The 24,189-nt window shown below is 70.6% G+C and carries 19 protein-coding genes; 10 read left to right on the forward strand and 9 right to left on the reverse strand.

From position 1 onward, the window contains the following. The first annotated feature begins 150 nt into the window (after positions 1-150). The 3 genes from ABZZ74_RS38955 to ABZZ74_RS38965 all read left to right on the forward strand — a co-directional run bounded on the left by ABZZ74_RS38955 (position 151) and on the right by ABZZ74_RS38965 (position 6,770). Positions 151-2,100 (forward strand): AMP-dependent synthetase/ligase, encoded by a 1,950-nt coding sequence (locus ABZZ74_RS38955; RefSeq protein WP_356773305.1) that lies wholly within the window; start codon positions 151-153, stop codon positions 2,098-2,100. Positions 2,101-2,386: 286 nt separating this feature from the next. Further along, positions 2,387-4,303, forward strand: coding sequence for an AMP-dependent synthetase/ligase (locus ABZZ74_RS38960; RefSeq protein ID WP_356773307.1), 1,917 nt, complete (start codon positions 2,387-2,389; stop codon positions 4,301-4,303). A gap of 151 nt (positions 4,304-4,454) precedes the next feature. Continuing rightward, positions 4,455-6,770 (forward strand): MFS transporter, encoded by a 2,316-nt coding sequence (locus tag ABZZ74_RS38965; protein ID WP_356773309.1) that lies wholly within the window; start codon positions 4,455-4,457, stop codon positions 6,768-6,770. Between the two features lie 106 nt (positions 6,771-6,876). Here the strand turns inward: ABZZ74_RS38965 and ABZZ74_RS38970 are convergent, their stop codons facing one another. The 4 genes from ABZZ74_RS38970 to ABZZ74_RS38985 form a co-directional block, all read right to left on the reverse strand. After that, a complete protein-coding gene (locus tag ABZZ74_RS38970) occupies positions 6,877-7,713 on the reverse strand; it encodes a YceI family protein (protein WP_356773311.1) in 837 nt (278 codons plus the stop codon). A gap of 21 nt (positions 7,714-7,734) precedes the next feature. Beyond that, positions 7,735-8,355, reverse strand: a complete 621-nt coding sequence (locus ABZZ74_RS38975; RefSeq protein WP_356773313.1) for a TetR/AcrR family transcriptional regulator — start codon at positions 8,353-8,355, stop codon at positions 7,735-7,737. A gap of 102 nt (positions 8,356-8,457) precedes the next feature. Continuing rightward, entirely contained in the window at positions 8,458-8,643 is a 186-nt protein-coding gene (locus ABZZ74_RS38980; RefSeq protein WP_356773315.1) for a DUF397 domain-containing protein, read from the reverse strand. Beyond that, positions 8,640-9,494 (reverse strand): helix-turn-helix transcriptional regulator, encoded by an 855-nt coding sequence (locus ABZZ74_RS38985; RefSeq protein ID WP_356773317.1) that lies wholly within the window; start codon positions 9,492-9,494, stop codon positions 8,640-8,642. Before ABZZ74_RS38985 ends, ABZZ74_RS38980 begins: the two co-directional genes overlap by 4 nt. Positions 9,495-9,609: 115 nt before the next feature. Here ABZZ74_RS38985 and ABZZ74_RS38990 point away from each other — a divergent pair, with 115 nt between their 5' ends. Continuing rightward, positions 9,610-10,110, forward strand: coding sequence for an ATP-binding protein (locus tag ABZZ74_RS38990; RefSeq protein WP_356773319.1), 501 nt, complete (start codon positions 9,610-9,612; stop codon positions 10,108-10,110). Here ABZZ74_RS38990 and ABZZ74_RS38995 read toward each other — a convergent pair. Next, complete coding sequence (locus tag ABZZ74_RS38995) at positions 10,037-10,942, reverse strand: LysR family transcriptional regulator (RefSeq protein ID WP_356773321.1); 906 nt, start codon at positions 10,940-10,942, stop codon at positions 10,037-10,039. The genes ABZZ74_RS38990 and ABZZ74_RS38995 overlap by 74 nt on opposite strands. A 197-nt stretch (positions 10,943-11,139) precedes the next feature. Between ABZZ74_RS38995 and ABZZ74_RS39000 the strand changes: the two genes are divergently transcribed. Next, positions 11,140-11,661, forward strand: a complete 522-nt coding sequence (locus ABZZ74_RS39000) for a DUF6817 domain-containing protein (protein WP_356773404.1) — start codon at positions 11,140-11,142, stop codon at positions 11,659-11,661. A gap of 62 nt (positions 11,662-11,723) precedes the next feature. Further along, on the forward strand, positions 11,724-13,502 hold the full coding sequence (gene kstD / locus ABZZ74_RS39005) for a 3-oxosteroid 1-dehydrogenase (protein ID WP_356773323.1): 1,779 nt from the start codon (positions 11,724-11,726) through the stop codon (positions 13,500-13,502). Here kstD and ABZZ74_RS39010 read toward each other — a convergent pair. Both ABZZ74_RS39010 and ABZZ74_RS39015 read right to left on the reverse strand, forming a co-directional pair. Continuing rightward, positions 13,499-14,179, reverse strand: a complete 681-nt coding sequence (locus ABZZ74_RS39010; RefSeq protein ID WP_356773325.1) for a methyltransferase domain-containing protein — start codon at positions 14,177-14,179, stop codon at positions 13,499-13,501. The two genes, kstD and ABZZ74_RS39010, sit on opposite strands and share 4 nt — an antisense overlap. Positions 14,180-14,852: 673 nt before the next feature. Then, on the reverse strand, positions 14,853-15,056 hold the full coding sequence (locus ABZZ74_RS39015) for a cold-shock protein (RefSeq protein ID WP_003992177.1): 204 nt from the start codon (positions 15,054-15,056) through the stop codon (positions 14,853-14,855). Between the two features lie 286 nt (positions 15,057-15,342). On the opposite strand from ABZZ74_RS39015, the gene ABZZ74_RS39020 reads away from it, so the two are divergent. Continuing rightward, positions 15,343-16,191: a menaquinone biosynthesis protein gene (locus ABZZ74_RS39020; RefSeq protein ID WP_356773327.1), complete on the forward strand. Its 849-nt coding sequence runs from the start codon at positions 15,343-15,345 to the stop codon at positions 16,189-16,191. A 69-nt stretch (positions 16,192-16,260) separates the two neighbouring features. Continuing rightward, positions 16,261-18,021 (forward strand): serine/threonine-protein kinase, encoded by a 1,761-nt coding sequence (locus ABZZ74_RS39025; protein ID WP_356773329.1) that lies wholly within the window; start codon positions 16,261-16,263, stop codon positions 18,019-18,021. On the opposite strand, the gene ABZZ74_RS39030 is transcribed toward ABZZ74_RS39025, so the two are convergent. Continuing rightward, positions 17,993-18,469 (reverse strand): hypothetical protein, encoded by a 477-nt coding sequence (locus ABZZ74_RS39030; protein WP_356773331.1) that lies wholly within the window; start codon positions 18,467-18,469, stop codon positions 17,993-17,995. The genes ABZZ74_RS39025 and ABZZ74_RS39030 overlap by 29 nt on opposite strands. Positions 18,470-18,605: 136 nt before the next feature. Then, the gene (locus ABZZ74_RS39035) at positions 18,606-23,171 is read right to left on the reverse strand and encodes an FtsK/SpoIIIE domain-containing protein (protein WP_356773333.1); all 4,566 of its coding nucleotides are present in this window, start codon (positions 23,169-23,171) and stop codon (positions 18,606-18,608) included. A gap of 269 nt (positions 23,172-23,440) precedes the next feature. On the opposite strand from ABZZ74_RS39035, the gene ABZZ74_RS39040 reads away from it, so the two are divergent. Beyond that, entirely contained in the window at positions 23,441-23,743 is a 303-nt protein-coding gene (locus ABZZ74_RS39040) for a WXG100 family type VII secretion target (RefSeq protein ID WP_133043420.1), read from the forward strand. Positions 23,744-23,849: 106 nt separating this feature from the next. After that, positions 23,850-24,173 carry a hypothetical protein gene (locus tag ABZZ74_RS39045; protein WP_356773336.1) on the forward strand — a complete coding sequence of 108 codons (324 nt, stop codon included), beginning with the start codon at positions 23,850-23,852 and terminating at the stop codon, positions 24,171-24,173. The last annotated feature ends 16 nt before the right edge of the window (positions 24,174-24,189 follow it).

The following is a 24,189-nucleotide window of genomic DNA, read 5'->3' on the forward strand; positions in this document are numbered from 1 at the left end:
GCGACGACCTTGCACATCCCTGACGCACGCCCACCGCCGGACCACCTCCGTACCCTCACCGGACCATCACGCAGGCACCGTACGATCTCCTCCCCTTGACCTGCGACAACTCCCCTGCAGGGCAGCTGGGTTGAACATCTGGAGTCGCCCGTGTCCACCTCGCACCCGCCCGCCGACCTGGTGGTCCACTCCACGGCGTACGACGGCACACCGGTCCTCGTGGAGCCCGCCGTCCGCCGGCTGGACGGAGAGGTGCGCGAGGTCTCGGTACCGCCCCTCGTCCCCCCGGTGCGCCACGGCTCGCTCGCCGACCTGCCCTTCGACAACGCCCGGATCGCCCCCGACGACCGTGTCCTCAGCCGCCGTACCGAGGCGGCCCGTTGGACGGACGTGACGGCCGCCGAGTTCGCCGCCGAGGTGCTGGCCACGGCGAAGGGACTGATCGCGACCGGGCTCACACCGGGCGACCGCGTCGCCGTCATGGCCCGTACGGTCTACGAGTGGACGCTCCTGGACTTCGCCGCCTGGGCCTGCGGTCTGGTCACCGTGCCGATCTACCCCACCTCCTCCCTCTTCCAGACCCGCTGGATCCTCCAGGACTCCGGCGCGGTGGCCCTGGTGACGGAGACCGGCGCCCAGGCCGCTGCCCTCGGCCCCGAACTGGACCGCGTGCCCGATCTGCGGCACCTGTGGGTCATGGACAAGGGTCATGTGGAGCGCCTGGGGGAGCTCGGCGCACAGGTGCCGGACCAGGAAGTGGCCGTACGGCGCGGGATGCTGGGCCCCGACACGCTGGCCACGATCGTCTACACCTCGGGCACCACCGGCCGCCCCAAGGGCTGCGCGATCACGCACGGCAACTTCTTCGCCGAGGTCGACAACGCCATCGAGCTCCTCTACCCGGTCTTCCGCGCCCGGACCAGCGAAGAGGCGTCGGTCCTGCACTTCCTGCCGATGTCGCACATCTTCGGCCGTATGGTGGCTGTCGCCTGCATCAGGGCACGCGTGCGCCTCGGACACGCGCCGAGCCTGAAGTCGGAGGAACTGCTGCCCGACCTGGCGAGCTTCCGGCCGACCTGTCTCGTCGCCATCCCGTACATGCTGGAGAAGGTGTTCAACGTGGCCCGCGCACGGGCCGAGACCGGCGGCCGGGTCAGCGCCTTCGACCGCGCGGTGGGCGTCGCCTGCCGCTACGGCGAGGCGCGCGAGGCCCGCCAGTCCGGCACGGGCCCCGGCCCGGGCGCCGCGCTGAAGGCCGCCCGCGCCTTCTACGACCCGTTGGTCTACCGCCGTATCCGCAACGCCATGGGCGGCCGGGTCCGCTACATGATCTGCGGCGGCTCCCCGCTGGGCCGCCGGCTCGCCTCCTTCTATGCGGGCGCGGGCATCGACGTCTACGAGGGCTACGGGCTCACCGAGACCACGGGCGCGGCCACCGTTTCCCCGCCCCTCAAGCCCCGTCTGGGCACGGTCGGTTGGCCGCTGCCCGGCACGAAGGTGCGCATCGCGGCCGACGGCGAGATCCTGCTGGCCGGCGGCCATGTCCTGCGCGGCTACTGGGACCCGAACGCCGGCGGGGTCGTCCCGGCGACCGCCGACGGCTGGCTCCCCACCGGCGACATCGGGCGGCTGGACGAGGACGGCTACCTCCACATCACCGGCCGCAAGAAGGAGATGCTGATCACGGCGGGCGGCAAGAGCGTCGCCCCGGCCCCGCTGGAGAACTGGCTCCGCCAACACCCGCTGATCTCCCAGGTCATGGTGGTCGGCGACGCCCGCCCCTACGTCGGCGCCCTGATCACCCTCGACATGGAGGGCGTCAACCACTGGCGCCGGATGAGGGGCAGGCACCCGGTCTCCGCCGAACTGCTGCTGGACGACGAGGAGTTGCGGACAGTCCTGCAACGCGCGATCGACGAGGCCAACAAACTGGTCTCCCGCCCGGAGTCCATCCGCCGCTTCACGGTCCTGCCATGCGACTTCACGGAGGAGGCGGGCCACCTGACCCCGTCGATGAAACTCCGCCGCGAGGCGATAGCCGAGGAGTTCGCCCCGCAGATAGAGCAGTTGTACGCCCCCTACGGCGCGACAGCGCCGTAAAGGGGCGCGGGGCTGTGACATGTGCGGCTCCGCCGCGTGGGCGCGACCAGCCACAGCGGCGCCGCAGCCGAAGACGGCCCCAAATCGGCTCCCCCAGCGGAGCGTTCTGCACAGCCCCGGCGCCGGAGCATTTCCGGATCACCACGAACTCGCCATGGCCGAGACGTATCCTTTCTGCTGTAACCCGCGGTAACATCCCGGCCACGCACCGCCGGTGAACAACTCGGTACGCACCGCACGTACCACTGCAGAGCGGTACCGAGCTGCACGCCCCAGGAGAGCTGCCATGTCCGTGTCCGTGCCCTACCCCGCCGCGTCCGACTACGACGGCGTACCTCAGCTCGTCGAGCCGGAGATCCGCCGGCTGGACGGCGAGGTGCGCGAGACGTCGGTGCCCCCGCTCGTGCCGCCGCCCACGCACGGCTCGCTCGCCGACCTGCCCTTCGACAACGCGGACACGGCGCCCGACGCCCGTGTCCTCAGCCGCCGCGCGGAGGACGGCGGCTGGACGGACGTCACCGCGGCGGAGTTCGCGCGGCAGGTGCTGGGCCTGGCCAAGGGGCTGATCTCGGAGGGGCTGGTCCCCGGCGACCGGATCGCCGTGATGGCGCGGACGATCTACGAGTGGACGCTCCTGGACTTCGCGGCCTGGGCGGCGGGCCTGGTGACCGTCCCCATCTACCCCACCTCCTCGGTCTTCCAGACCCGCTGGATCCTCCAGGACTCCGGCGCGGTGGCCCTCGTCACGGAGAACGCGGGGCAGGCGGCGGCCCTCGGCCCGGAGCTGAGCCAGCTGCCAGACCTGCGGCACATGTGGATCGTCGAGAAGGGCCACCTCGACCGGCTCGCCGAACTCGGGCAGCCCGTCCCCGACCAGGAGGTCGGTGTGCGGCGCGGCATGCTCGTCCCCGACACGCTCGCCACGGTCATCTACACCTCGGGCACCACCGGCCGTCCCAAGGGCTGCGTCCTCACCCACGGCAACTTCCTGTCCGAGGTCGACAACGCGATCGAGCTGCTCTACCCGATCTTCAAGTCGAAGGCCGACGACCCCTCCACCCTGCTCTTCCTGCCCATGTCGCACGTCTTCGGCCGCATGGTGGCGATCGCCTGTGTCCGCGCCCGGGTCCGCCTCGGCCACGCCCCGAGCCTGCAGGCCGAGGATCTCCTCGCCGACCTGGCCGCCTTCCGCCCGACCTTCCTGCTGGTCATCCCCTACATGCTGGAGAAGGTCTTCAACAACGCCCGCGCCAAGGCGGAGAGCGGCGGCCGGGTCTCCGTCTTCGACCGCGCCGTCAACGTCGCCGTCCGGCACGCCGAGGCGACCGAGGCCCGGCACGCCGGCACCGGCTCGGGCCCGAGCACGGCTCTGAAGGCGGCCCGCACCTTCTACGACCCGCTGGTCTACCGCCGTATCCGCAACGCCATGGGTGGCAGGATCCGGCACATCATCTCCGGCGGCTCCCCGCTCGGCCGCCGTCTGGCCGCCTTCTACGCGGGCGCGGGCATGGAGATCTACGAGGGCTACGGCCTCACCGAGTCGACCGGCGCCGCGACCGTCACCCCGCCGCTCAAATCCCGTCTGGACACGGTGGGTTGGCCGCTGCCCGGGACCAGGGTGCGCATCGCGGCCGACGGCGAGATCCTGCTCAGCGGCGGTCAGATCTTCCGCGGCTACTGGGACCCGCACGGCGGCGGCGTGATCCCCTCGCACACCGACGGATGGTTCCCCACGGGGGACATCGGCCGCCTGGACGAGGAGGGCTATCTGACCATCACCGGCCGCAAGAAGGAGATCCTGATCACCGCGGGCGGCAAGAACATGGCCCCGGCCCCGCTGGAGAACTGGCTCCGCCAACACCCGCTGATCTCCCAGGTGATGGTCGTCGGCGACCGCCGTCCCTACATCGCGGCGCTCATCACCCTCGACATGGACGGCCTCAGCCACTGGCGCCGCATGAACGGCAAGCACCCGGTGCCGCCGGAACTCCTGGTCGACGACGAGGAGTTGAGAGAAGTTTTGCAAAGGGCGGTGGACGAGGCGAACAAGCTGGTGTCGAGGCCCGAGTCGATCCGGCGGTTCGCCGTCCTGCCCCGCGACTTCACCGAGGCGGAGGGGCATCTGACCCCGTCGATGAAGCTCCGCCGGGATGTCGTGCTGCGGGACTTCGAGGCGGAGGTCGAGGGCCTGTACGCGCGGTGAACGGCCGCGTGTGACCCGTTCCGCAGTCCGTGTGAAGCTAACGAAACGTTTGCGTTTCGCTGCCCGGGTGGCATACGTTGGCATGGTTTGCTGTACGAAACCGTTTCGGACCGATGTGCTGAACAACCAGCCCCCTGAGGGGAGTACCACCTTGGAAGCCATCCCGGTCGCCACCGCCCAGGCCGGGCCCTCGGGCCAGACCCAAGCTCCGTCCAAACACCGCTGGTGGGCGCTGGCCGTGATCGGCCTCGCCCAGCTCATGGTCGTGCTCGACGCCACGATCGTGAACATCGCACTGCCCTCCGCCCAGCAGGACCTGGGCTTCGACAACAACGGCCGGCAGTGGATCGTCACCGCCTACTCGCTGGCCTTCGGCAGCCTGCTGCTCCTCGGCGGCCGCCTCGCCGACCTCTTCGGCCGCAAGACCACCTTCGTCGTCGGCATCGTCGGATTCGCCGCCGCCTCCGCGCTCGGCGGCGCGGCGAACGGCTTCACGATGCTGGTGATCGCCCGCGTGGTGCAGGGCCTGTTCGGCGCCCTGCTCGCCCCTGCGGCGCTCTCGCTGCTGACCACCACCTTCACCGAGGCCAAGGAACGCGCCAGGGCGTTCGGCATATTCGGCGCCATCGCCGGTTCCGGCGCGGCCGTCGGCCTGGTCCTCGGCGGTCTGCTCACCGAGTACCTCGACTGGCGCTGGACGCTGTACGTCAACGACGTCATCGCCGTTCCCGCGCTGATCGGCGCGATCGTCCTCATCAGCCGTTCCGTCCCGGCCGAGCGGCCCAAGCTGGACATCCTCGGTGCCCTCCTGGTCTCCGGCGGCCTGTTCGGCGTCGTATACGGCTTCGCCAACGCGGAGACGCACGACTGGGACAACTGGATGACCTGGGGCTTCCTCGTCGCGGGCGGGGTCCTGCTGGTCGCGTTCTTCTTCTGGCAGACCCGGGCCGCACACCCCGTACTGCCGCTGCGCGTCCTGGCCGACCGCGACCGCGCGGCCGCCCTGTCGACCGTGCTGATCTCCTCCGCCGGCATGTTCGGCGTCTTCCTCTTCCTCACCTACTACCTCCAGTCGACGCTGGGCTATTCACCGGTCAAGAACGGTGTGGCCTTCCTGCCGATGGTGGCCGCCCTGATGGTGATGGCGCAGTTGTCCACCAACGTGCTGGTGCCGAGGATCGGCCCCAAGATCGTCGTACCGGTCGGCATGCTCCTCGCCGTGGGCGGCATGATCTGGCTGACCCGCCTAGGCCTGCACAGCGGGTACGCCTCGGACGTGCTGGGGCCGCTGCTGCTGCTCGGCGCCGGACTCGGCATGTCGATGCCCGTCGCGATGAGCTACGCCACCCTCGGCGTGCAGGCGAGCGACCAGGGCGTGGCCTCGGCGGCTGTCAACACCACCCAGCAGGTGGGCGGTTCGATCAGCACCGCGCTGCTGAACACGCTCGCCGCCACCGCCGCCACCGACTACGCCAAGGACCACCTGACCGACCCGCTGGTCAAGGCGAACGCGGCGCTGCACAGCTACGAGGTCGCCTACTGGTGGTCGGCCGGCTTCTTCGCCTTCGCGGTGATCGTCACGGCGCTGCTGTTCCGCGCGAAGAAGAGGGCGAGCGAGCCTGCGGAGGAGGCCGGGGCGCCCGTCGAGGCCACGGTCCCGGAGACGCCGGCCGCCGCGAGGGCCACCACGGCCGTGCTCCCCGCCGCGACCGCGGCCGCCGTCCGGGGCCAGGTGCGCGACGGTACGGGCGCGCCCGTACCCCGCACCGCCGTCACCCTGCTCGACAACTCCGGCCGCCAGCTGGCCCGAGCCGTCTCCGGCCCCGACGGCACGTACGCCGTGGACACCGCAGAGCACGGCAGCCTCGTCCTGATCGGCTCGGCGCCCGGCTACCAGCCGCAGGTCGTCACGCTGACCCTGAACGGCGAGCCCGTCTCCCACGACCTGGTGATCCTGCCGAGCCCCGGCGGACTGGCCGGCACCGTGCGCGGCGGCGACGGGGAGGTCCTGCCCGGCGCGCTGGTGGTCGCGACCGACCAGCACGGTGACGTGACGGCCTCCACGACGACCGGCATGGACGGCGGCTACCGGATCGGCGACCTGCTGCCCGGCGACTACACGCTGAGCGTCAGCGCGCCCGGTCACCGCCCGGCCGCCGTAACCGCCACCGTCACCGCCGAGACCGCCCGCTGCGACATCCAGCTGACCGTCGCGGCGACCCTGCGGGGCACGGTGCACACGCCCGACGGGCGGGCGCTCGACGACGCCCGGGTCACCCTGATCGACGCCGCCGGCAACGTCGTCGGAACCCGCACCACGAGCGTCGACGGCAGCTACGCCTTCACGGACCTCTCCAGCGAGCAGTACACGGTGATCGCCAGCGGCTACCCGCCGGTGGCGACCCAGGTCACGCTGGACGGCGGCCGGGAAGGCGTCGACATCCTGCTGGGCCACAAGGAGTCCTGACGGGGAGTTCCAGCACCCACCGACCCCCATGCGGCAGCGTCCGCCACCCGGAGTCCAGGGCGGCGGACGCTGTCGTATCTACGCTCCCGACATACGGTCCCGATGCTCAGCCCAGCGACGGCAGTCGCTCACCCTGGACGGCCTGGACGTCGAGTTCCACGCGCAGGGTGGCGCCGATGGCGGCGACGCCCGCCTGGACGACCTGGTTGTAGTTCATGGCGAAGTCCTCGCGCCGCAGCTCGGTGGTGGCGCGGAAGGACGCCCGCACCCCGCCCCAGGGGTCCGGGCCGGTGCCCAGGTAGGACAGGTCCAGATCGACGGACCGGGCCACGCCCCGCAGGGAGAGTTCGCCGTGCACGGTCCAACGGGCCTCACCGGCCGGGGTGATGCCCGTGCTGCGGTAGGTGATCTTCGGGTGGAGGTCCACGTCGAGGAAGTCGGCGGAGCGTAGATGGCCGTCGCGCATCCCGTTGCCGGTGTCGATCGAGGCACCCTCGATGACCGCCTCCACGCTCGACGCCAGCGGGTTCTCCGCGACCTCGATCCGCCCCCCGAACTCCTTGAACCGCCCGTGCACACTGGTCAGCCCGAGATGCTGGGCCACCGCGCTGACACTGGAGTGCGCCGGGTCGATGGTCCACGGTCCGGGCGGCGGAAGCTCCACGCCCCCGGCCCGGGCCAGTACGAGCGAGCCGAGGTCGGCGCCGCCGGAGGCGGTCACGATGGCGGTGGAGGCGACGGGGGCGTAGCCGAGGGCGGTGACGATCACGGTGTACGTGCCGGGCGCGAGGGCGTCGGTGGCGACGAGCCCCTCCGCGGTGGCCTCATGACGGACCGCCTGCTGTCCCGCCATGTCGGTGACGGTCAGCACGGCGTGCGGGACGGCCCAGCCGTCCTTGGTGCGGATCCGGGCCCGCAGGCCGCCTGTGTGGGTGCTGGTCATGAACGCTGCCTCTCGAAGTGCTCAGGCGGTGACGCTGTTCCGGGACGGGGGAGGCGCGAGGAGGACGGGGAGGACCACGGCGTCGACGTACGCCCGCAGGAAGGCGCGGGTCGGGGGCAGATCTTCCAGCAGACCACGGGCGACCAGGCCGCCGAGCAGCATGTGGGCCGCGTGGTTCGGGGCGGGGTTGTCGGCGTGGATCTCGCCCCGGTCGACGGCGTGCCGCAGCACTCGCTGGAAGGCTTCCAGCTCCACATTGAGGATCCGTTCCCGGAACACCCGCCCCAGGTCCGGATGCCGGTGCATCGCCACGGCGAGGCCGCGCATGAGCGACGACGTCTCCTCCATGGAAGACTCGGCCGCGCGGTCCAGCAGGACGTCGAAGTCCTCTCGCAGTGATCCCGTGTCCACGTCGGCGACGACGCCGGACCTCTTGTGCCGCATCGCCTCGACGACCAGCTCGACCTTGCCGCCCCACTGGCGGTAGAGCGTCGCCTTGCTGGTCCGGGTGCGGGTGGCCACGGCGTCCATGGTCAGTCCGTCGTACCCGACCTCGCCGAGCAGCTCCAGCACGGTCTCGTACAACTCGCTCTCGCGCTCGGCCGTGAACCGACTGCGCCACGTCGCTGCGACCTCGGTCACTTCCCTCACCCTCTCCAGGTGAACGATACGGTTTCGTACGTATCCTTCCTCTTCGACCTTACCCTGTGCGACTGCAAAACGAAACAGTTTCGTACGCGCCGGTTACTTCGTGGACGCGAGGAAAGCGGCCCACGCGGTGGGGGAGACGGTGAGGTGGGGGCCGGCTTCCGGGCGGTGCTTGGAGTCGCGGATGTGGACGGTGGCGGGGGTGACGGCGGCTTCGAGGCATTCACCGCCCTCGCCGCCGCTGTAGCTGGACTTGAACCAGGTGAGTTCGCTGCTGCTCATAGCTCCTCCAGCTTCTTCTGGATCAACGCCCGGGACTCCGAGGGAGAGAGCGCCATCGCCCGCAGGATCCCATAGCGGTCGACGATCTTGCGGACCTCTTCCTGGTCCGTAATCAGCCGCGGAAACCCCTGGACCTCCGTGTACGCAACCTGGGCGTGTTTCTTGGGCGTCAGCAGATTGAACGCGCCGTCCATGTTGGGGTGCTCCTCCAGTGCGGTCGGCATCACCTGGATCTCGACGTTACGCATCTCGCCGACCCGCAACAGCCGCCGTAGCTGGTCCGCATGAACGCCCCGCCCGCCGATCGGCCGGTCCAGCACGATCTCTTCCAGTACGTAGCTCACGATCGGTGCGGGGCGGCGCTCGAAGACCTGCTGGCGAGAGAGTCTGTCAGCCACCCGCTTCTCGATGGTCTCCTCGTCGAGAAAGGGGCGCCGCTTGGTGAACACGGCCAGTGCGTATTCCTCGGTCTGCAACAGGCCCGGCACGCCATGGTTGGCGTAGAAGTGCAGCTCGACCGCCTCCGCCTCCAGTGCCGCGTAACTCCGATACCACTCTGGATGCCTGGTCCGCGCCTTCGCCATCGCCTCCCTGACGTCCGGGATCACCTCCCTCAACAACCCGCCCGCGTCCAACAACTCGTCCGCCTTCTCCAGGAAGTCCGGCTGGGGTGTCCGTACGCCCCTTTCCATCGCCGAGATCTGGTCCGGCCCGTACGACACCAGCTCGCCGAACTCCTTCTGCGTCAACCCCCTCCGCTCCCGCAGCAGCCTGAGCATCTTGCCCAGGGCCGTGAACAAGCCCGTCGTCCCCTCGGCTTCCGCCGGTGTCTCCGGCCTCCGCTCCTCCACGGCTCCACCCTCCCGCCCGACAAGCCGTACCGCGCACCCAACGCAGCCGTACAGCTACCCACAGTCGCCCCGTTGCTCCTGGTCAGGGTAGAGACAACCCAGCACTCTCAGTCACGTGAACGCCGAAATCTCCACCCCCACAAGCACCCCCACCGCCGAACTGGCCCAGCGCCTCAGCTCGACGCCCCGAGGCGCACGCCTCGCCCGTCACCTCACCGCGCAGCAACTGCACGCCTGGGGATTCCCGCACGACAGCGACCTGAACGACACCGCACAGCACGTCGTCGCGGAACTCGCCGCCAACGCCGTCACCCACGGGCGCGTGCCCGGGCGGGACTTCGAGCTGAGGTTGTCGCTGCTGCCGGCCGAGGACACTCTGCGTATCGAAGTGAGTGACGCTCGCGGGGATCGAGCGCTGCGGTTCGCCGCCGCCGACCCGGAGGGCGACGGAGGCCGCGGGCTCGTCCTCGTGACGCTTCTCGCCGCCGCCTGGGGCGTCACCCACCGCACCGTCGGCAAGACCGTCTGGGCCGAACTGCCCCTCAAGGAGCCGAAGTCGAGCCCCGCCGGCGACTCTCGACGACCGTGTCCGCGAACGCCCGCGCCGGAGGACTGAGCGCGTCCCAGCGGCGTACGGCCCATCCGACGGCAAGGGGGCGCAGGGCCGGGACCGGGATCAGTCGCAAGGTCCCGTCCCCGGGCACCGCGAGCCCCGGCAGCGCGGGTACCAGCGCACGCCCCACCCCCAACTCGGCCAGCAGCAGTGCCGTGTCCCAGTCCGCGACACTCGTGTCGTACCCGAAGCCGATCCCCAACTCCGCGCAGGCCGACTCCAGGTGTGCGGCCGACGCGGAGTTCGGGGGGAGGCGGATCAGCCGTATGTCGTTCAGCTCGGCCGCGTCCAGGGACGGACGTCCGGCCCACACGTCGTCGTCCCTCACCGCCAGCACCCACGGCAGGTCGACCACCGCCCGCTGCTCGATCCCGCGCACCGGCGGACCGAGGGTGATCCACGCCAGGTCCAGCGTGCCGTCGGCCAGCGCGTCGAAACTGCCGCGGCCCGAACTCACCGTACGGAACTCGACGTTGACCTTCGGATAGCGGCGCCGGAAGCGAACCACCGCGTCCGACATGAAGTGGCGTACGGTCGTCGCACCCGTCGCGACGCGGACGTACCCGCTCTCGCCCTCGACCAGGTCCCGCAACTGCCGTACGGCGAGGTCGAGTCCGGAGATCCCCTCGGCCGCCGCGGCCTCCAGCACCCGGCCGGCCTGCGTCGGGACGACTCCGCGCGGCTGCCGTTCCAGAAGCGCCACCCCGGTCTCCCGCTCCAGCCGCTTGACGTGCTGGCTGACCGCCGACTGGGTGCAGCCCAGATCGCGCGCGACCGAACTGAGGCTTCCGGCCCGGCACACCGCCACGAACACACGCAGGTCGTCGAGGGTCACAACACCCAAGTTAACACTTGGAGTTGGGCAGAAATCCCAAGGATTGACTGTGCCGAGGACCGCGTACGACGATCCTCTGAGGGCCCCCAAGGGCGGCAACCCGCTCCAGGCGCCGGAGCGGGTGCCGACCCATACGCCGAAGGGACTTCACCGTGCCCCCCACCTTGCTCACCCCCCAGCACCGAGCCACCGCCCTGATGCGGGACCTCGGCGCCGACCGTCAGCCGCACCCCGGCGGCACGCTCCTCGCCCATCTCGACCGGGTGCGCGAGCGGCTCGCCGGCTGGGGTGCGCGGCCCGCGCTCCAGCTCGCCGGGCTCTGCCACGCCGCCTACGGCACGGACGGATTCCCGACAGCGCTGCTGTCGCTGGACCGGCGGGGCGAACTGGCCTCCGTGATCGGGCCGGAGGCCGAGGAGATCGTCCATCTCTACGCGAGCTGCGACCGCAGGGCCACCTACCCCGATCTCGCGGCCCCGGGCGGCCTCTTCCACGACCGGTTCACCGGCCGGACCCATGCCCCCGCGAACCACCTCCGCCGGGACTTCGCCGAACTCACCGCCGCCAACGAACTCGACCTCGCCCACCGCAACCGCGACTTCCGCACCCAGTGGGGCCCCGAACTCCTCGCCCTCTTCAGTCGCTTCCAGCCCCTGCTGACCCAACGTGCCTGGCAGGACTGCCTCACCGTGCTCGGCCCCGGCCGGCACGGCTCTTGACTTCCCAAGACCCCCGCGCCACATTCCGGTCCCCTTGTCCTCATCCGGTAGAAGGAACCGACATGTCCACAAGCGCGGACCGTGCGAGACGAACAGCCCGACCCACCCGCAGACAGGTGCTCGGTACGACGGCCGGCGCGGGGCTCGCCCTCGCGGCGGGCGCCCGCGGTGCCGGTGCCGCCGATCTGCCCCTGCTCGGCACGTACGACGTCGTCGTCATCGGCTCCGGTGCCGCCGGGATGACCGCCGCCCTCACCGCGGCCAAGCAGGGGCTCGGTGTCGTGGTCGTGGAGAAGGCGGCCACCTTCGGCGGGTCGGCGGCCCGTTCCGGAGCCGGGGTGTGGATCCCCAACAACTCCGTGATCCTCGCCGCCGGTGTCCCGGACACCCCCGCCAAGGCCGCCGCCTATCTCGCGGCCGTGGTCGGATCGGACGTCCCCGCGGCGCGCCAGCAGGCCTTCCTCGCCCACGGGCCCGACATGATCTCCTTCGTCATGGCCAACAGCCCGCTGCGATTCCGGTGGATGGAGGGCTACAGCGACTACTACCCCGAGCTGCCCGGCGGCCTGCCGAACGGCCGCTCCATCGAACCCGACCAGTTCGACGGCAACCTCCTCGGCGCCGAACTCGCCCATCTCAACCCGCCGTACATGCAGGTCCCCGCGGGCATGGTCGTCTTCAGCGCCGACTACAAGTGGCTCGCCCTCGCCGCCGTGAGCGTCAAGGGCGCCGCTGTCGCCACCGAGTGCCTGGCACGCGGCACCAAGGCGGCGCTGCTCGGACAGAAGCCGCTGACCATGGGTCAGTCGCTCGCCGCCGGGTTGCGCAAGGGGCTCATGGACGCCGGGGTTCCGGTGTGGCTCGGCACCCCGCTGACCAGTCTGTACGTCGAGGGTGGTGCCGTCACCGGCGCGGTCGTGACGAAGAACGGCACCTCCGGGCTCGTACGCGCCCGCCGTGCCGTCGTCGTCGGCTCCGGCGGGTTCGAGCACAACGCCTCCATGCGCGCCCAGTACCAGCAGCAGCCCATCGGGACCGACTGGACGGTCGGCGCGAAGGAGAACACCGGGGACGGGATCCGGGCCGGGCAGCAGGTGGGCGGCGCGCTCGGGCTGATGGAGGACGCCTGGTGGGGACCGGCCATCCCGCTGCCCGACCAGCCGTACTTCTGCCTCGCCGAACGCACCCTCCCCGGCGGCCTGCTCATCAACGCGGCCGGCGCTCGGTTCGTCAACGAAGCCGCCCCCTACAGCGACGTCGTCCACACCATGTACCGGCGCAATCCCACCGACCCGGACATCCCGGCCTGGCTGATCGTCGACCAGAACTACCGCAACCGGTACCTGTTCAAGGACGTCCTGCCGACCTTCACCTTCCCCGACAACTGGTACAGCTCCGGCGCCGCCCACAAGGCATGGACCCTCGACGCCCTCGCCTCCTCCGTCGGCGTCCCGGCCGCCGCGCTGCGCGCCACCGTCGACCGCTTCAACTCCCTCGCCCTGAAAGGGACCGACCCGGACTTCGGGCGCGGCGACAGCGCGTACGACCACTACTACACCGACCCGTCCGTCCTCCCGAACTCCTGCCTCGCCCCGCTCTGGCTGCCGCCGTACTACGCCTTCCGCATCGTCCCGGGCGACCTGGGCACCAAGGGTGGTCTGGTGACGGACGCGCGGGCGCGGGTCCTGCGGGCCGACGGGTCCGTCATTCCCGGTCTGTACGCCGCCGGGAACGCCAGCGCCGCCGTGATGGGGCACAGCTACGCGGGCGCCGGGTCGACCATCGGTCCCGCGATGACGTTCGGCTACATCGCGGCGCTGGACATCGCCGGGGCGCTCTAGGGGGTGGTGGCCGCGGCCGGTTTGCGGGCTATGAGGAAGGCCTGCGGGGACGTCTCGCCGAGGTTCTCGTCGGCCTCGCGAACCGTCCGGGAATGGAGTGCGAAGCCGGCGTCCGTCAACAGCCCGGCCACGAAGTCGGGTTGGCGGCGCTGGAAGGTCAGCGACACGTCGTGGCCGAAGGGGCGGTCGTGGTGGCGGTGCTTGTCGCCCGCCTGGAAGGCGACCAGCAGCGGTCCGCCGGGTGCCAGCACCCTGTGGAACTCGGTGAAGAGGGCGGGCAGCCGGTCCACAGGGGTGTGGATGGACGAGTACCAGGACAACGCGCCCGCCAGCGACCCGTCGGGAAGGTCCAGGTCCAGCATCGAGCCCTGCTCGAACCGCAGACCCGGATTCTCCCGGCGGGCGATCGCCAGCATCGACTCCGACAGATCGAGGCCGTAGACGTCCAGCCCCAGGGCGGCGAGACGCCCCGTCGTGCGACCGGGACCGCACCCCAGGTCGGCCACCGGCCCCTCGCCGTCCACCAGGTCGGCGAAGACGCCGAGCATCGCCCGCTCCAGCGGCCGGCCCTTCAGCTCCTCCTGGAACAGGACGGCGTAGTCCTCGGCGATCGCGTCGTAGAACACCCGCGTCTCGCTCAGGAACCCGGTCTCGGTCTCGATCTCGGAGTCGGTCATGGTCGAAACCGTAGCGACCGCCACTGACAATCGACCGCGATCCGCCCACTCAGACCACTCGGCCCAGCCACACCGCCGCGGTCCCCAGGGCCAGGATCACCGCGACCGTGGCGTTCATGCCGACGCCTCCTCCCGGCTGAGCCGCGGCCGGACGGACACAGACCCGCGAAGGCCGGCAGTACCGGCACCCCCCCCGGGGCGGCCGCCGTGTCGCCGAGCGCGCCGCCTGCCAGGGTGTCCGAGACCCGGAGCGCGACTCGGCGTCGTACCGGATCGGACTGCGCGGGGCGAAGACGACGGTCTGATCGTTGACCAGATGGGCGCCGACCAGTCGGGTGACCCGACCCCGGCCGAGGGTGTCGGCGTTCGCGAGGCTGAATTCGGCCGTTCGGGTGGTGAGGAGCAGACCGGTGGCCGCCGCGGGCCAGGCCGCCGACGGCGGCGATCGTCCCGAAGGAGATACCGACGATGCCGCTCGCCACCCAGATGAGGGACGCGTCGCGCATCCGTTCCCGGTGGGAGGCGGCAGATGTCCGTTCCGCGCCGAACGTATGTTCCCATCCGGGTGATCCGCGGGCCGCACAAGGCAGGAGCCCCGCCGCCTTGCGGCGCGGGGCTCCTTGGGTACTGCTATCTGTTCCGGATCAAAGCACCAGGCTCCGAGACCGAATGATCAGACGGGGGTGACGTTCTCCGCCTGCGGGCCCTTCGGGCCCTGGGTCACGTCGAAGGAGACCTGCTGGTTCTCCTCCAGCGAACGGAAGCCGCTCGCGTTGATCGCGGAGTAGTGAACGAAGACGTCGGGGCCGCCGCCTTCCTGGGCGATGAAGCCAAAGCCCTTTTCGGCGTTGAACCACTTCACGGTTCCGGTAGCCATAAGCCCTCCTTGGGCCCAAAGGGTTGCCCTGCTCCAGAACCCTGCAAGTGTGAAAACAAGTGCCGCACAACTGCATACGTCTGAAAACGACGAGAGCCCGCGGTTACATGCTCCGCAGGCTCTGTACTGCAAGGAAACCAAACTGCAACTTGCGGCGAGCCTAGCACGCGGGCAGCCGAAAGCAATAGAGGGCAAGATCACGTCACCCGGATGTTTGAAAGATCCGAAAGTGGTTGACACCGGGGCCGAAGCTTGGAGCGTACCCCATAGGGTCTAGCCTCGCGATGTGGACAATTCTCGCACCCGGCCGCGCGTCGGCCACATCCAGTTCCTGAACTGCCTGCCCCTGTACTGGGGGCTCGCGAGAACGGGCACGCTCCTCGACTTCGAGCTCACCAAGGACACCCCGGAGAAGCTCAGCGAGCAGCTGGTGCAGGGAGACCTCGACATCGGGCCCATCACCCTCGTCGAGTTCCTCAAGAACGCGGACGACCTGGTCGCCTTCCCCGACATCGCCGTCGGCTGCGACGGCCCGGTCATGTCCTGCGTCATCGTCTCGCAGGTCCCGCTGGACCAGCTCGACGGCCGTCGGGTCGCCCTCGGGTCGACCTCGCGCACCTCGGTCCGCCTGGCCCAGCTCCTCCTCGCCGACCGCTACGGCGTCCGGCCCGACTACTACACCTGCCCGCCCGACCTGAGCCTGATGATGCAGGAGGCCGAGGCGGCCGTACTGATCGGGGACGCGGCGCTGCGCGCCAACCTCCTCGACGGCCCGAAGTACGGCCTGGCCGTGCACGACCTCGGGGGCCTGTGGAAGGAATGGACCGGTCTGCCGTTCGTCTTCGCGGTGTGGGCGGCCCGGCGCGACTACCTGGAGCGCGAACCGGTCATCACCCGCCGCGTCCACGAGGCCTTCCTCGACTCCCGCGACCTCTCCCTGGAGGAGGTCGGCAAGGTCGCCGAGCAGGCGGCCCGCTGGGAGGCCTTCGACCAGAAGGTCCTGGAGCGCTACTTCACCACGCTCGACTTCCGCTTCGGCGGCCCCCAACTGGAGGCCGTCGCCGAGTTCGCCCGGCGCGTCGGGCCGACGACCGGGTTTCCGGCGGACGTGAAGGTGGAGCTGCTCCAGCCGTAATCACTACGCTGCTGCACACCAGGCGTACCGGGGGAGCGTGACGCCGGCGTACAGGGGGAGAGTGACGCCATGCAGCCGCTCGGAGTCGACGAGCCGACCGTCGTCGGGCCCTACCGGCTGCTGGGCCGGCTCGGCTCCGGCGGCATGGGCCGGGTCTACCTGGGCCGCAGCGCCGGGGGCCGCACGGTCGCGGTCAAGATCGTGCACCCCCACTTCGCGCTCGACGAGGAGTTCCGCGCCCGCTTCCGTCGCGAGGTGGAGGCGGCACGGCGGGTCGGCGGCGCGTGGACGGCCCCCGTCCTCGACGCCGACCCCGAGGCGCCCGTCCCCTGGGTCGCCACCGGTTACGCGGCGGGCCCCTCGCTCGCGACGGCTGTTGCGGACACCGGTCCGCTGCCCGCCCATTCGGTACGAGCGCTGGGCGCGGGGCTCGCGGAGGCGCTGACGGCGGTCCACGAACTGGGCCTGGTGCACCGGGATGTGAAGCCGTCCAACGTTCTGCTGACCCTGGACGGGCCCCTGTTGATCGACTTCGGCATCGCCCGCGCCACGGACGGCACCGCGTCCCTCACCTCCACCGGCGTCTCGATCGGCTCGCCCGGCTACATGTCCCCGGAGCAGATCCTCGGCAAGGGCGCGACCGGCGCGGCCGACGTCTTCTCCCTCGGCGCGGTGCTGGCGTTCGCGGCGACGGGTGAGCCGCCGTTCCCCGGCGACTCGTCGGCCGCGCTCCTCTACAAGGTCGTCCACGAGCAGCCCGAACTGGGCCCGATGAGCGGTGAGTTGCGGGAGGTCACGGAGGCGTGCCTGGCCAAGGACCCGGCCGCGCGTCCCACTCCCGCCGACCTCGCCCGGCGGCTGGCCCCCGAGGGGGCTGCGCGGCTGGTGGCGGGCGGGTGGCTGCCGGGGGCGTTGGTGGAGCAGGTGAGCCGGAGCGCCGTACGGCTGCTGAATCTCGAGGCAGCGGACACGGGCGAGGCCGCTTCGGGGCCGGTGGGGTTCAGCAGGCCTTCGGTGGGGGGTGGTGAGCTGGGGGCGATCGCGGGGGAGTTCGGGCCGGCGCCGGTGATGGCGGGGGAGGGGACGGCCGGTGCCTCGTCCTCCGGTGCCTTGGCCTCCGACGCCTCGCCCTCCGGCCCTTTGGCCGCCGTACCCGAACCGCGGGACGCGCCTCCCGTCGAGCAACGGCCAGGGAAGGTCTCCGTGTCGGTGGCGGCGACGTCCGTGCCGGGGGAGGGCGGACGCGGGCGGAAGCTGAGCTGCACGGTGGCGCTCGCGGTGGCGGGGGCGCTGGCGGCGGTGACGGTGGGGTCGGTGGTCCTGTTCGACCAGTGGCGGAGCGGGGACGAGCAGGACTCCGGGGCCAGCGCGGGCAGCAGGCCCCCGGCGCACTCGGTGACGCCGAGCGCGGGGGCGAGTGCGGGGTCGAGTGCGACGCCGACTTCCACGACGAGGGAGGTGCCCAGCCCGAGTGCCGCCGCCGTTCCCGTCTCCTACCTCGGCACCTGGGAGGGGCAGGCCACGGCGCTGAACGGCACTCTTCCGGTCGGCACCTTCCGGCTCACGGTCCACCAGGCTTCCGTGGGGCAGGAGTTGGGACGGCTCCGGCAGACCGACCAGCTCGGCGGCGTCTGCACCGACGTCCTGTCCGTGAAGTCGGTGACGAAAAAGGAGCTCGTCGCCACGTCGGTGGGCGCCGCGTCCAACCACGAGGGCTGCAACCCGACCCCGCACACGGTGCGGTTGTCGAGGGTGGGTGACGACTTGAGGTACGTGTCGGACAGTGAGGCGGAGGGTCGGCCTACGGCTCGGATGTCGAGGGTGGGGTAGTGCGGGTCGCCCTCACGTACATGACGAGGGCGGTAATGATCAGTGCGGTCGTCGCCAGGGTGGCGAGGAGGCCGACCGCCCAGAGGTACGGGTACTCGACGTGCACCCAGCAAGGACCGCCGCGGCTGTAGCAGCCGTAGCTCCAGTCCTGTCGGCGCTTGGGGCGCCATGTCGCGCTGATCACGCCCGCGATCAGATATCCGGCGCCGAGCCCGGGGAGCGACCCGAGAGCCCAGGCCAGCGAACGCAGCTTGCCCGCCTTCCAGTCCATGCGGGTCAGCGGAGCGACGAACGCCGCGAACGCCAGCGGCACACAGGCACCGACGGTGGCCGCGAAGGCGTAGGCGCCACCCGGCCACGACGAGGCGAAATCGCCCCAGATGCCGTGACCCCAGAACTCCTGGATGAGGATCAACGGGGCGATGAGGAGCAGGAAGACGGGGATCACCAGGCAGGCGAAGAGACAGTTGCCGCGCTCCTTGCGCTGCTCCTCCGTCGGTCTGCCCGGCCGGTGCTCGTACCGCAGCGCCGCCCCGGCCGCCTTCCGGCGCCCCGGCTTCCTCGAACCCGTACCCAGGTGCCCCCTACAGCGGTGTCGTCACCGTGACGTGCTCCCCGGTGCCCAGGTGCAGCATGCCCTTGCCCGGGGTGATCGGGCCGCCGACCATGCTGCGGTTGGTGCGGATGCCGATGAGCTCGCCGGAGCCGGACTCCTGCGGGGAGAGCAGGATGCCGCGGCGGGCCTTCTTCGCGTCGACCTGCCAGCCGGAGAAGCCGTCGCAGATCTCGTCCTCGTCACCGGCGATGACGACGGCCAGCCCCTCCTCGGCGCCACGCTCCACGATCCGCTTGAAGACGTCCTCGGCGTCACAGTCGTCCAGCACCTCGGCGTCGTCGACCAGGACGACGACCGGGTCCTCCGGCTTGGCCGTGTCGACGAGTTCCGTCAGCTCGTCCTCGTCGACGTCCCGGCCGGTGAAGACCTTCAACACGCCTTCCTGACCGTCCAGTTCACGTAGGGGTGAGGGACGCGGGGCCGCGACGACCAGGCGGACGCCCTTGCTCAGGTAAGACCGGGCGAAGCTCAACAGCATCGTCGAGCGGCCGGACTTGGCCGGTCCGCCGATGACGAACGCCGGCATGCCCTGCGCCAGGTCCGGCCCGAACGCGGTGAGTTCGTCGCCGCCGACACCCGCGAGGGCCCACAGCGGTGCGGAGGTCGTCGCCGGGTCACGCATGGCCCACGCGTCGTCGAAGGAGATACGGCTCGGCAGCACGTCCACCCGGAACGGCCGCAGGGAGCGCGGCACTTGGGCGTCCCGGGCGGCCGCCGCCTCGCCGATGGCGACCAGCGCGGCGTTCTGGCCCTGACCCGTGGTGTCCTCGGAGAGCAGCGCGAACTGCGTCTCGGCCGCCGTCTCGCTCCGGAAGGCGCGGCCCGGCGGGATCTCCTCGGGCACCTTGCGGGAGTTGATGTCCAGCATGGAGAAGTCGGCCCGGTCGGCGAGCCGCAGACCGTACTTGTCCTCGGTGAGGGAGGAGATACGGCCCGCCAGCAGCTGCCGGTCACCGGTGATCACGACATGCAGACCGACGCTCGCACCCTCGCGCATCATCGCCATGATCTGGTCGGTCAGATCACCGTGGTTGTGCTCGCCGAGCGTGGGCAGCCAGCCCTCCCAGCGGTCCAGCAGCACGACGATGTGCGGCAGCCGCTCCTCCGCGGAGACGGCCGCCCGCTGCTCGCCGATGTCTGCGAAACCCCGGTCCGCCAACAGCTCCTGACGACGGCTCAGCTCATTGGACAGTCGGCTGATCAGCCGCTCGACCCGCTCCAGCTGGTTGCGGCTGACGACCGCGCCGCAGTGCGGGAGGCGGGTGAGCGCGTTCAGGGCGCCGTTGCCGCAGTCGATTCCGTAAAGGTGTACGTCCGCGCAGGAGTTGGTGCGCGCCAGCGAACCGGCGATGGTGCGCAGCACCTGCGAACGGCCGGTGCGCGGGGCACCGGCGACGATGAGGTGCCCGAAGGTCGCGAAGTCGACGACGACCGGACGCCGCGCCTGGTCGGCGGGCAGGTCCTCGATGCCGTACGGGGCGGCGGGCAGCGAACCCTGGCTCCGCGGGGCCGGCACGTCGTCCAGGAGCAGCGTCTCGTCCAGCGCCGGCAGCCACGGCGAGTGCTGGGCCGGGATGCCGAGCGCCTGGTTGGCCTCCCGTACCGCGTCCACCAGCACCTTCAGGTCGGTGATCTCGTCGTCCTCGCGCGCCTCCGACTTGGGCTTGGCCAGCGCGGCCCGGCCCAGGTCCTGCCAGGTCAGCGAACCGGCCCAGGGCGCGAGCGTGGCGGGATCGGCGGCACCGGGGCGGCGGCCACCGACGCGGCCCGACTGGAACGGGATCAGCGAGGCGTGCCCGAGCCGGACGTACGCCCTACCCGGTGTGCTCTTCGCGATGTGCCCGGCGTCGGGCGCGTCGATGACGTCCGTCGACTCACCGGCGTCGGTCACGCGCAGCGCGATACGGAGGTTGGTGTTGGCGCGGATCTCGGGGGAGACGACACCGGAGGGCCGCTGGGTGGCGAGGAGCAGGTGGATGCCGAGGGACCGTCCACGCTGGGCGATGTTGACCAACCCCGTGACGAAGTCCGGCAGATCGCGCACCATCGAGGCGAACTCGTCGATGACGATGAGGAGTCGGGGCACGGGCGGGTGGGACGGATCCCGCCGCACCAGGTCCTGGTAGTCCTCGATGTCCTTGGCGTCGGCGGCGGCGAGGATGTGCTCGCGCCGCTTCAGCTCGGCGCCCAGCGACTCCAGGGCGCGCTCGACGAGATGGGCGTCGAGGTCGGTCACCATGCCGACGGTGTGCGGGAGTTTGACGCAGTCCTTGAACGCCGAGCCGCCCTTGTAGTCGACGAGGACGAAGGTCATGTTCTCCGGCGTGTTCGCCACCGCCAGCGCGGCGACGATGGTCTGCAGCAGCTCCGACTTACCCGAACCGGTCGTACCGGCGATCAGTCCGTGCGGACCGTCGCGCCGCAGGTCGATGCCGAACGGGCCGTCGTACGACTCACCGATGACCGCCATCGTCGACTGACCGCCCATCCGCCACCGCGCGGCGATCGCGTCCCGCGTGGGCGGCTCCAGCTGGAGCACGTCGAGCAGCCGGCTGGAGCCGGGCAGCGCGGAGTCCTCGGTCTCACCGCTGATGTCGCGCAGCGGGGACAGGGAGCGGGCGAGCCGGGCGCACCAGGCGGCGGAGACGAAGTCGGGCCGTACGTTCTTCTTGCGCAGCGCACCGGTCTGCTCGACGCGCAGCCGCAACTCGGGGGTCCGGGTGGTCTGTTCATCGGCCTGTGCGGCGCTGGGATGCCAGGCCTGGAAGGAGGGAAACCCACCGACGGCCTGCTGCGCCACGGGAGTCGGCTGCCCGTCGCTCTCGGTCTGCCGGGGCTCGGCGACCACAAAGGCCTGGCACTCACCGGGCAGGAACCGCTCCTCCTCGTCCAGGCAGATCGCGTAGATGGCGACGGACGGACCTTCCCGCAGCAGTCGTACGACACCGGGCATGGACCGCAGCCGCCGTGACCCGTCCCAGACGACGACGATGTCCGGGTCGGAGAAGGCGGGCCCGTCCGTCTTGCCGCGCCCGCCCTGCTGCAGTGCCTTCTGCCGGGCGTCGAGCAACTGCGTGAGCTCGCCCACGCGCGCACCCACGGTCTCGGAGTCCGTCCCGATCAGGACGTTCACGTCCTGTCCGCTCGCCGGGCGGGAGTGCGGCAGCCAGCGCACCCAGTCCCAGCGTTCACGGGCGTCGTTGTCGGTCAGGACGTAGAACTGCACGTCCATCGGGCTGTGCAGCACGGCGGTCTGGGCGACGGCCCAACGCCCCATCGCGGGCGCGGAGTCACCGGGACCGGCGACGCCGATCACGCCGAGTTCCCTCAGGGGGAGGGCGACCGGCGCGTCCTCGATGAACCAGCGGACCTTGCGCTTGTGCTCGTCCTGCTCGGGGTCGTCGAGCTCGACCTCGGAGGGGACGCGTCCGGTGCCGAAGCGGAGCAGGAGGTGATCGGCGTCGGTGCGGCGGCGCTCCCAGAGCCGGGTGCGCGGGCCGGTGCCGGTGGCGAGTACGGCGGCAGGGTCGGGCACGGCCTGCCGCCGGTCCGCCCGCTCGGCGACCAGCGCCTCCTGGGCGTCCTTCTCGATCCGTGCCTTGTGCTCCTGGTACTCCTTGCGCTGCTTGGCGTGCGACTTCCGGCCGTGCTTCTTGTCCATGAAGTAGTTGCCGAACAGCATGACCGGGCTCATCAGAGCCATGATCAGGTAGTACCAGCGCCCGAACATCATCACGGACACCACGGCACCGACCAGCGGCAGCAGGGCCATCAGCCAGGGCAGCGGCCGGGCCTCGTAGTCACCGGGCGGGTTCGGCAGCGAGAACGACGTCTGCCGCTCGGCGGGGCGCAGCCGCGGGGGCCGGTTGTAGTCGAGCCCGGCACCGTCGTCGGACCACTTGAGGGCGGCGTTGGGCGGCGAGTAAGGGACCAGCTCCAGAAGGGAGTTGCCTAGGGCGAGCTGGGACCCCAGGGGCCAGTCCCCACCGTCGAAGTCCTCACCGTCGAGACGAACGGCGCCGTCCTCGTCCTTCTTCTGCAGGCTGACCTGACAGGTGCCGTCGATGGCGATGGACAAGGTGGCGGCACGGGAGGGGAGTTCGGGGTCGTCGACGCGGATGTGATCGGCCGGCCCGCTGCCGATGTCGTACCGTCCGACACCGAGCCGATGCACGGCTCCGGCGGCCGGACCGCCGGCGACCCGGAACTCGACGACGCCGGTGGGCTCACCGAGGATGCACCCCGCGGGGTCGTGCAGGCTGACGACGACGCCGTCGCGGAGGGGGGAGTTGACGACGGTGGCGCTCGGGTCGACGGCGTATCCGTCGACGTAGGCGAGGGGGGCCGAGCCGGTGCTCCCGCTACTGCTCCGGTGCGCTCCGATAGGGATGACCTGCGCGTCGTCGCCGCCCCAGCCGACGTGCCTCGCCAACTCCTGCGCGATGGCGCCCACCGTGGACTCCGGATCGGCGTCGAGCACCACGTCGGCACTGGCACCGCCGAGCGGGTCGACGACGGTCAGACTCAGACGCACGCTTCGGTCCCCCAACACACCGGAACCACCGAGCGGTGGCTCCACTCAACACAGTGACAGTGACTGTGACCTTAACCGTCCCGCCTTTGCCCGGCGCAACGGATGTGCACCGGTTCACGATTCCCTTGCATGAGGCCCCTGCGGCCCCATGGGTCCCACCCGTAAGATCTTTGCTCATGCGGACGGCCGCCCAGCCACGGCAGGCCGCGCCTCCGCCAACAGAGCCACGGGGGAAGGCCCTGCGGCCACACCAACGGGAGGGAGCCGTCATGGCCGGCAAAGACACCGATCTCACATATGCGGAGATGGAGAAGGTCGCAGGCGACCTGATCAAGGACATGCACGAGCTGGAAGACCGGATCAAGAACATCGAGAAGCGCGTCTCCGCCCTCGTGGAGAACGGCTTCACCACCCAGAAGGCCTCGGGAGCGTACGACGACTCCATGAAGGACTTCACCAAGGGCGCGACGAAGACGATCCAGGGCCTGCACGGGCTGTCGGACTTCCTGAAGAAGGCCAAGGAAGCGTACGAACAGCTGGACGAGCAGCTGGCTAAGCAGGCCAAGGGCTAGTCCGCCGTATGCACACGGAGCGGCGTCGGTGCGGTGATCCCCTGCGGTCACGGCACCGACGCCGCTGTCTCTGAAAACTCCTGAGGCGACTTTCAACGGGGAAATCATGTCGGACCAGACAGCGGACCTTGCTCGAATCAAAGAGAGTGCTCGATCAATCTCCAAGATCCACAAGGAGTTCACGCAGAGCGCGAATCCGGCAGACGGACTGGGCGTGTCTGTTCTGGGTGAGAAGGGCCTGGTCGACGTCTTCGACGACTTCGGTGACAACTGGCGGGTTCACCGCGAACACCTGGCGGATGAGCTGGAGAAGCTCTCCAAGATTCTGACCACCGCATCGAAGGCGTACGAGGACATCGATCACCAACTCGCCGAAGCCCTGCGAGGTACGGATTCGAAGAAACCCGGAACCGGCGGGGGGCCCAAGTGACGCGTCCTCGAGCCGA

This window comes from Streptomyces sp. NPDC006476, from assembly GCF_040612015.1.
Lineage (GTDB): Bacteria > Actinomycetota > Actinomycetes > Streptomycetales > Streptomycetaceae > Streptomyces > Streptomyces griseorubiginosus_B.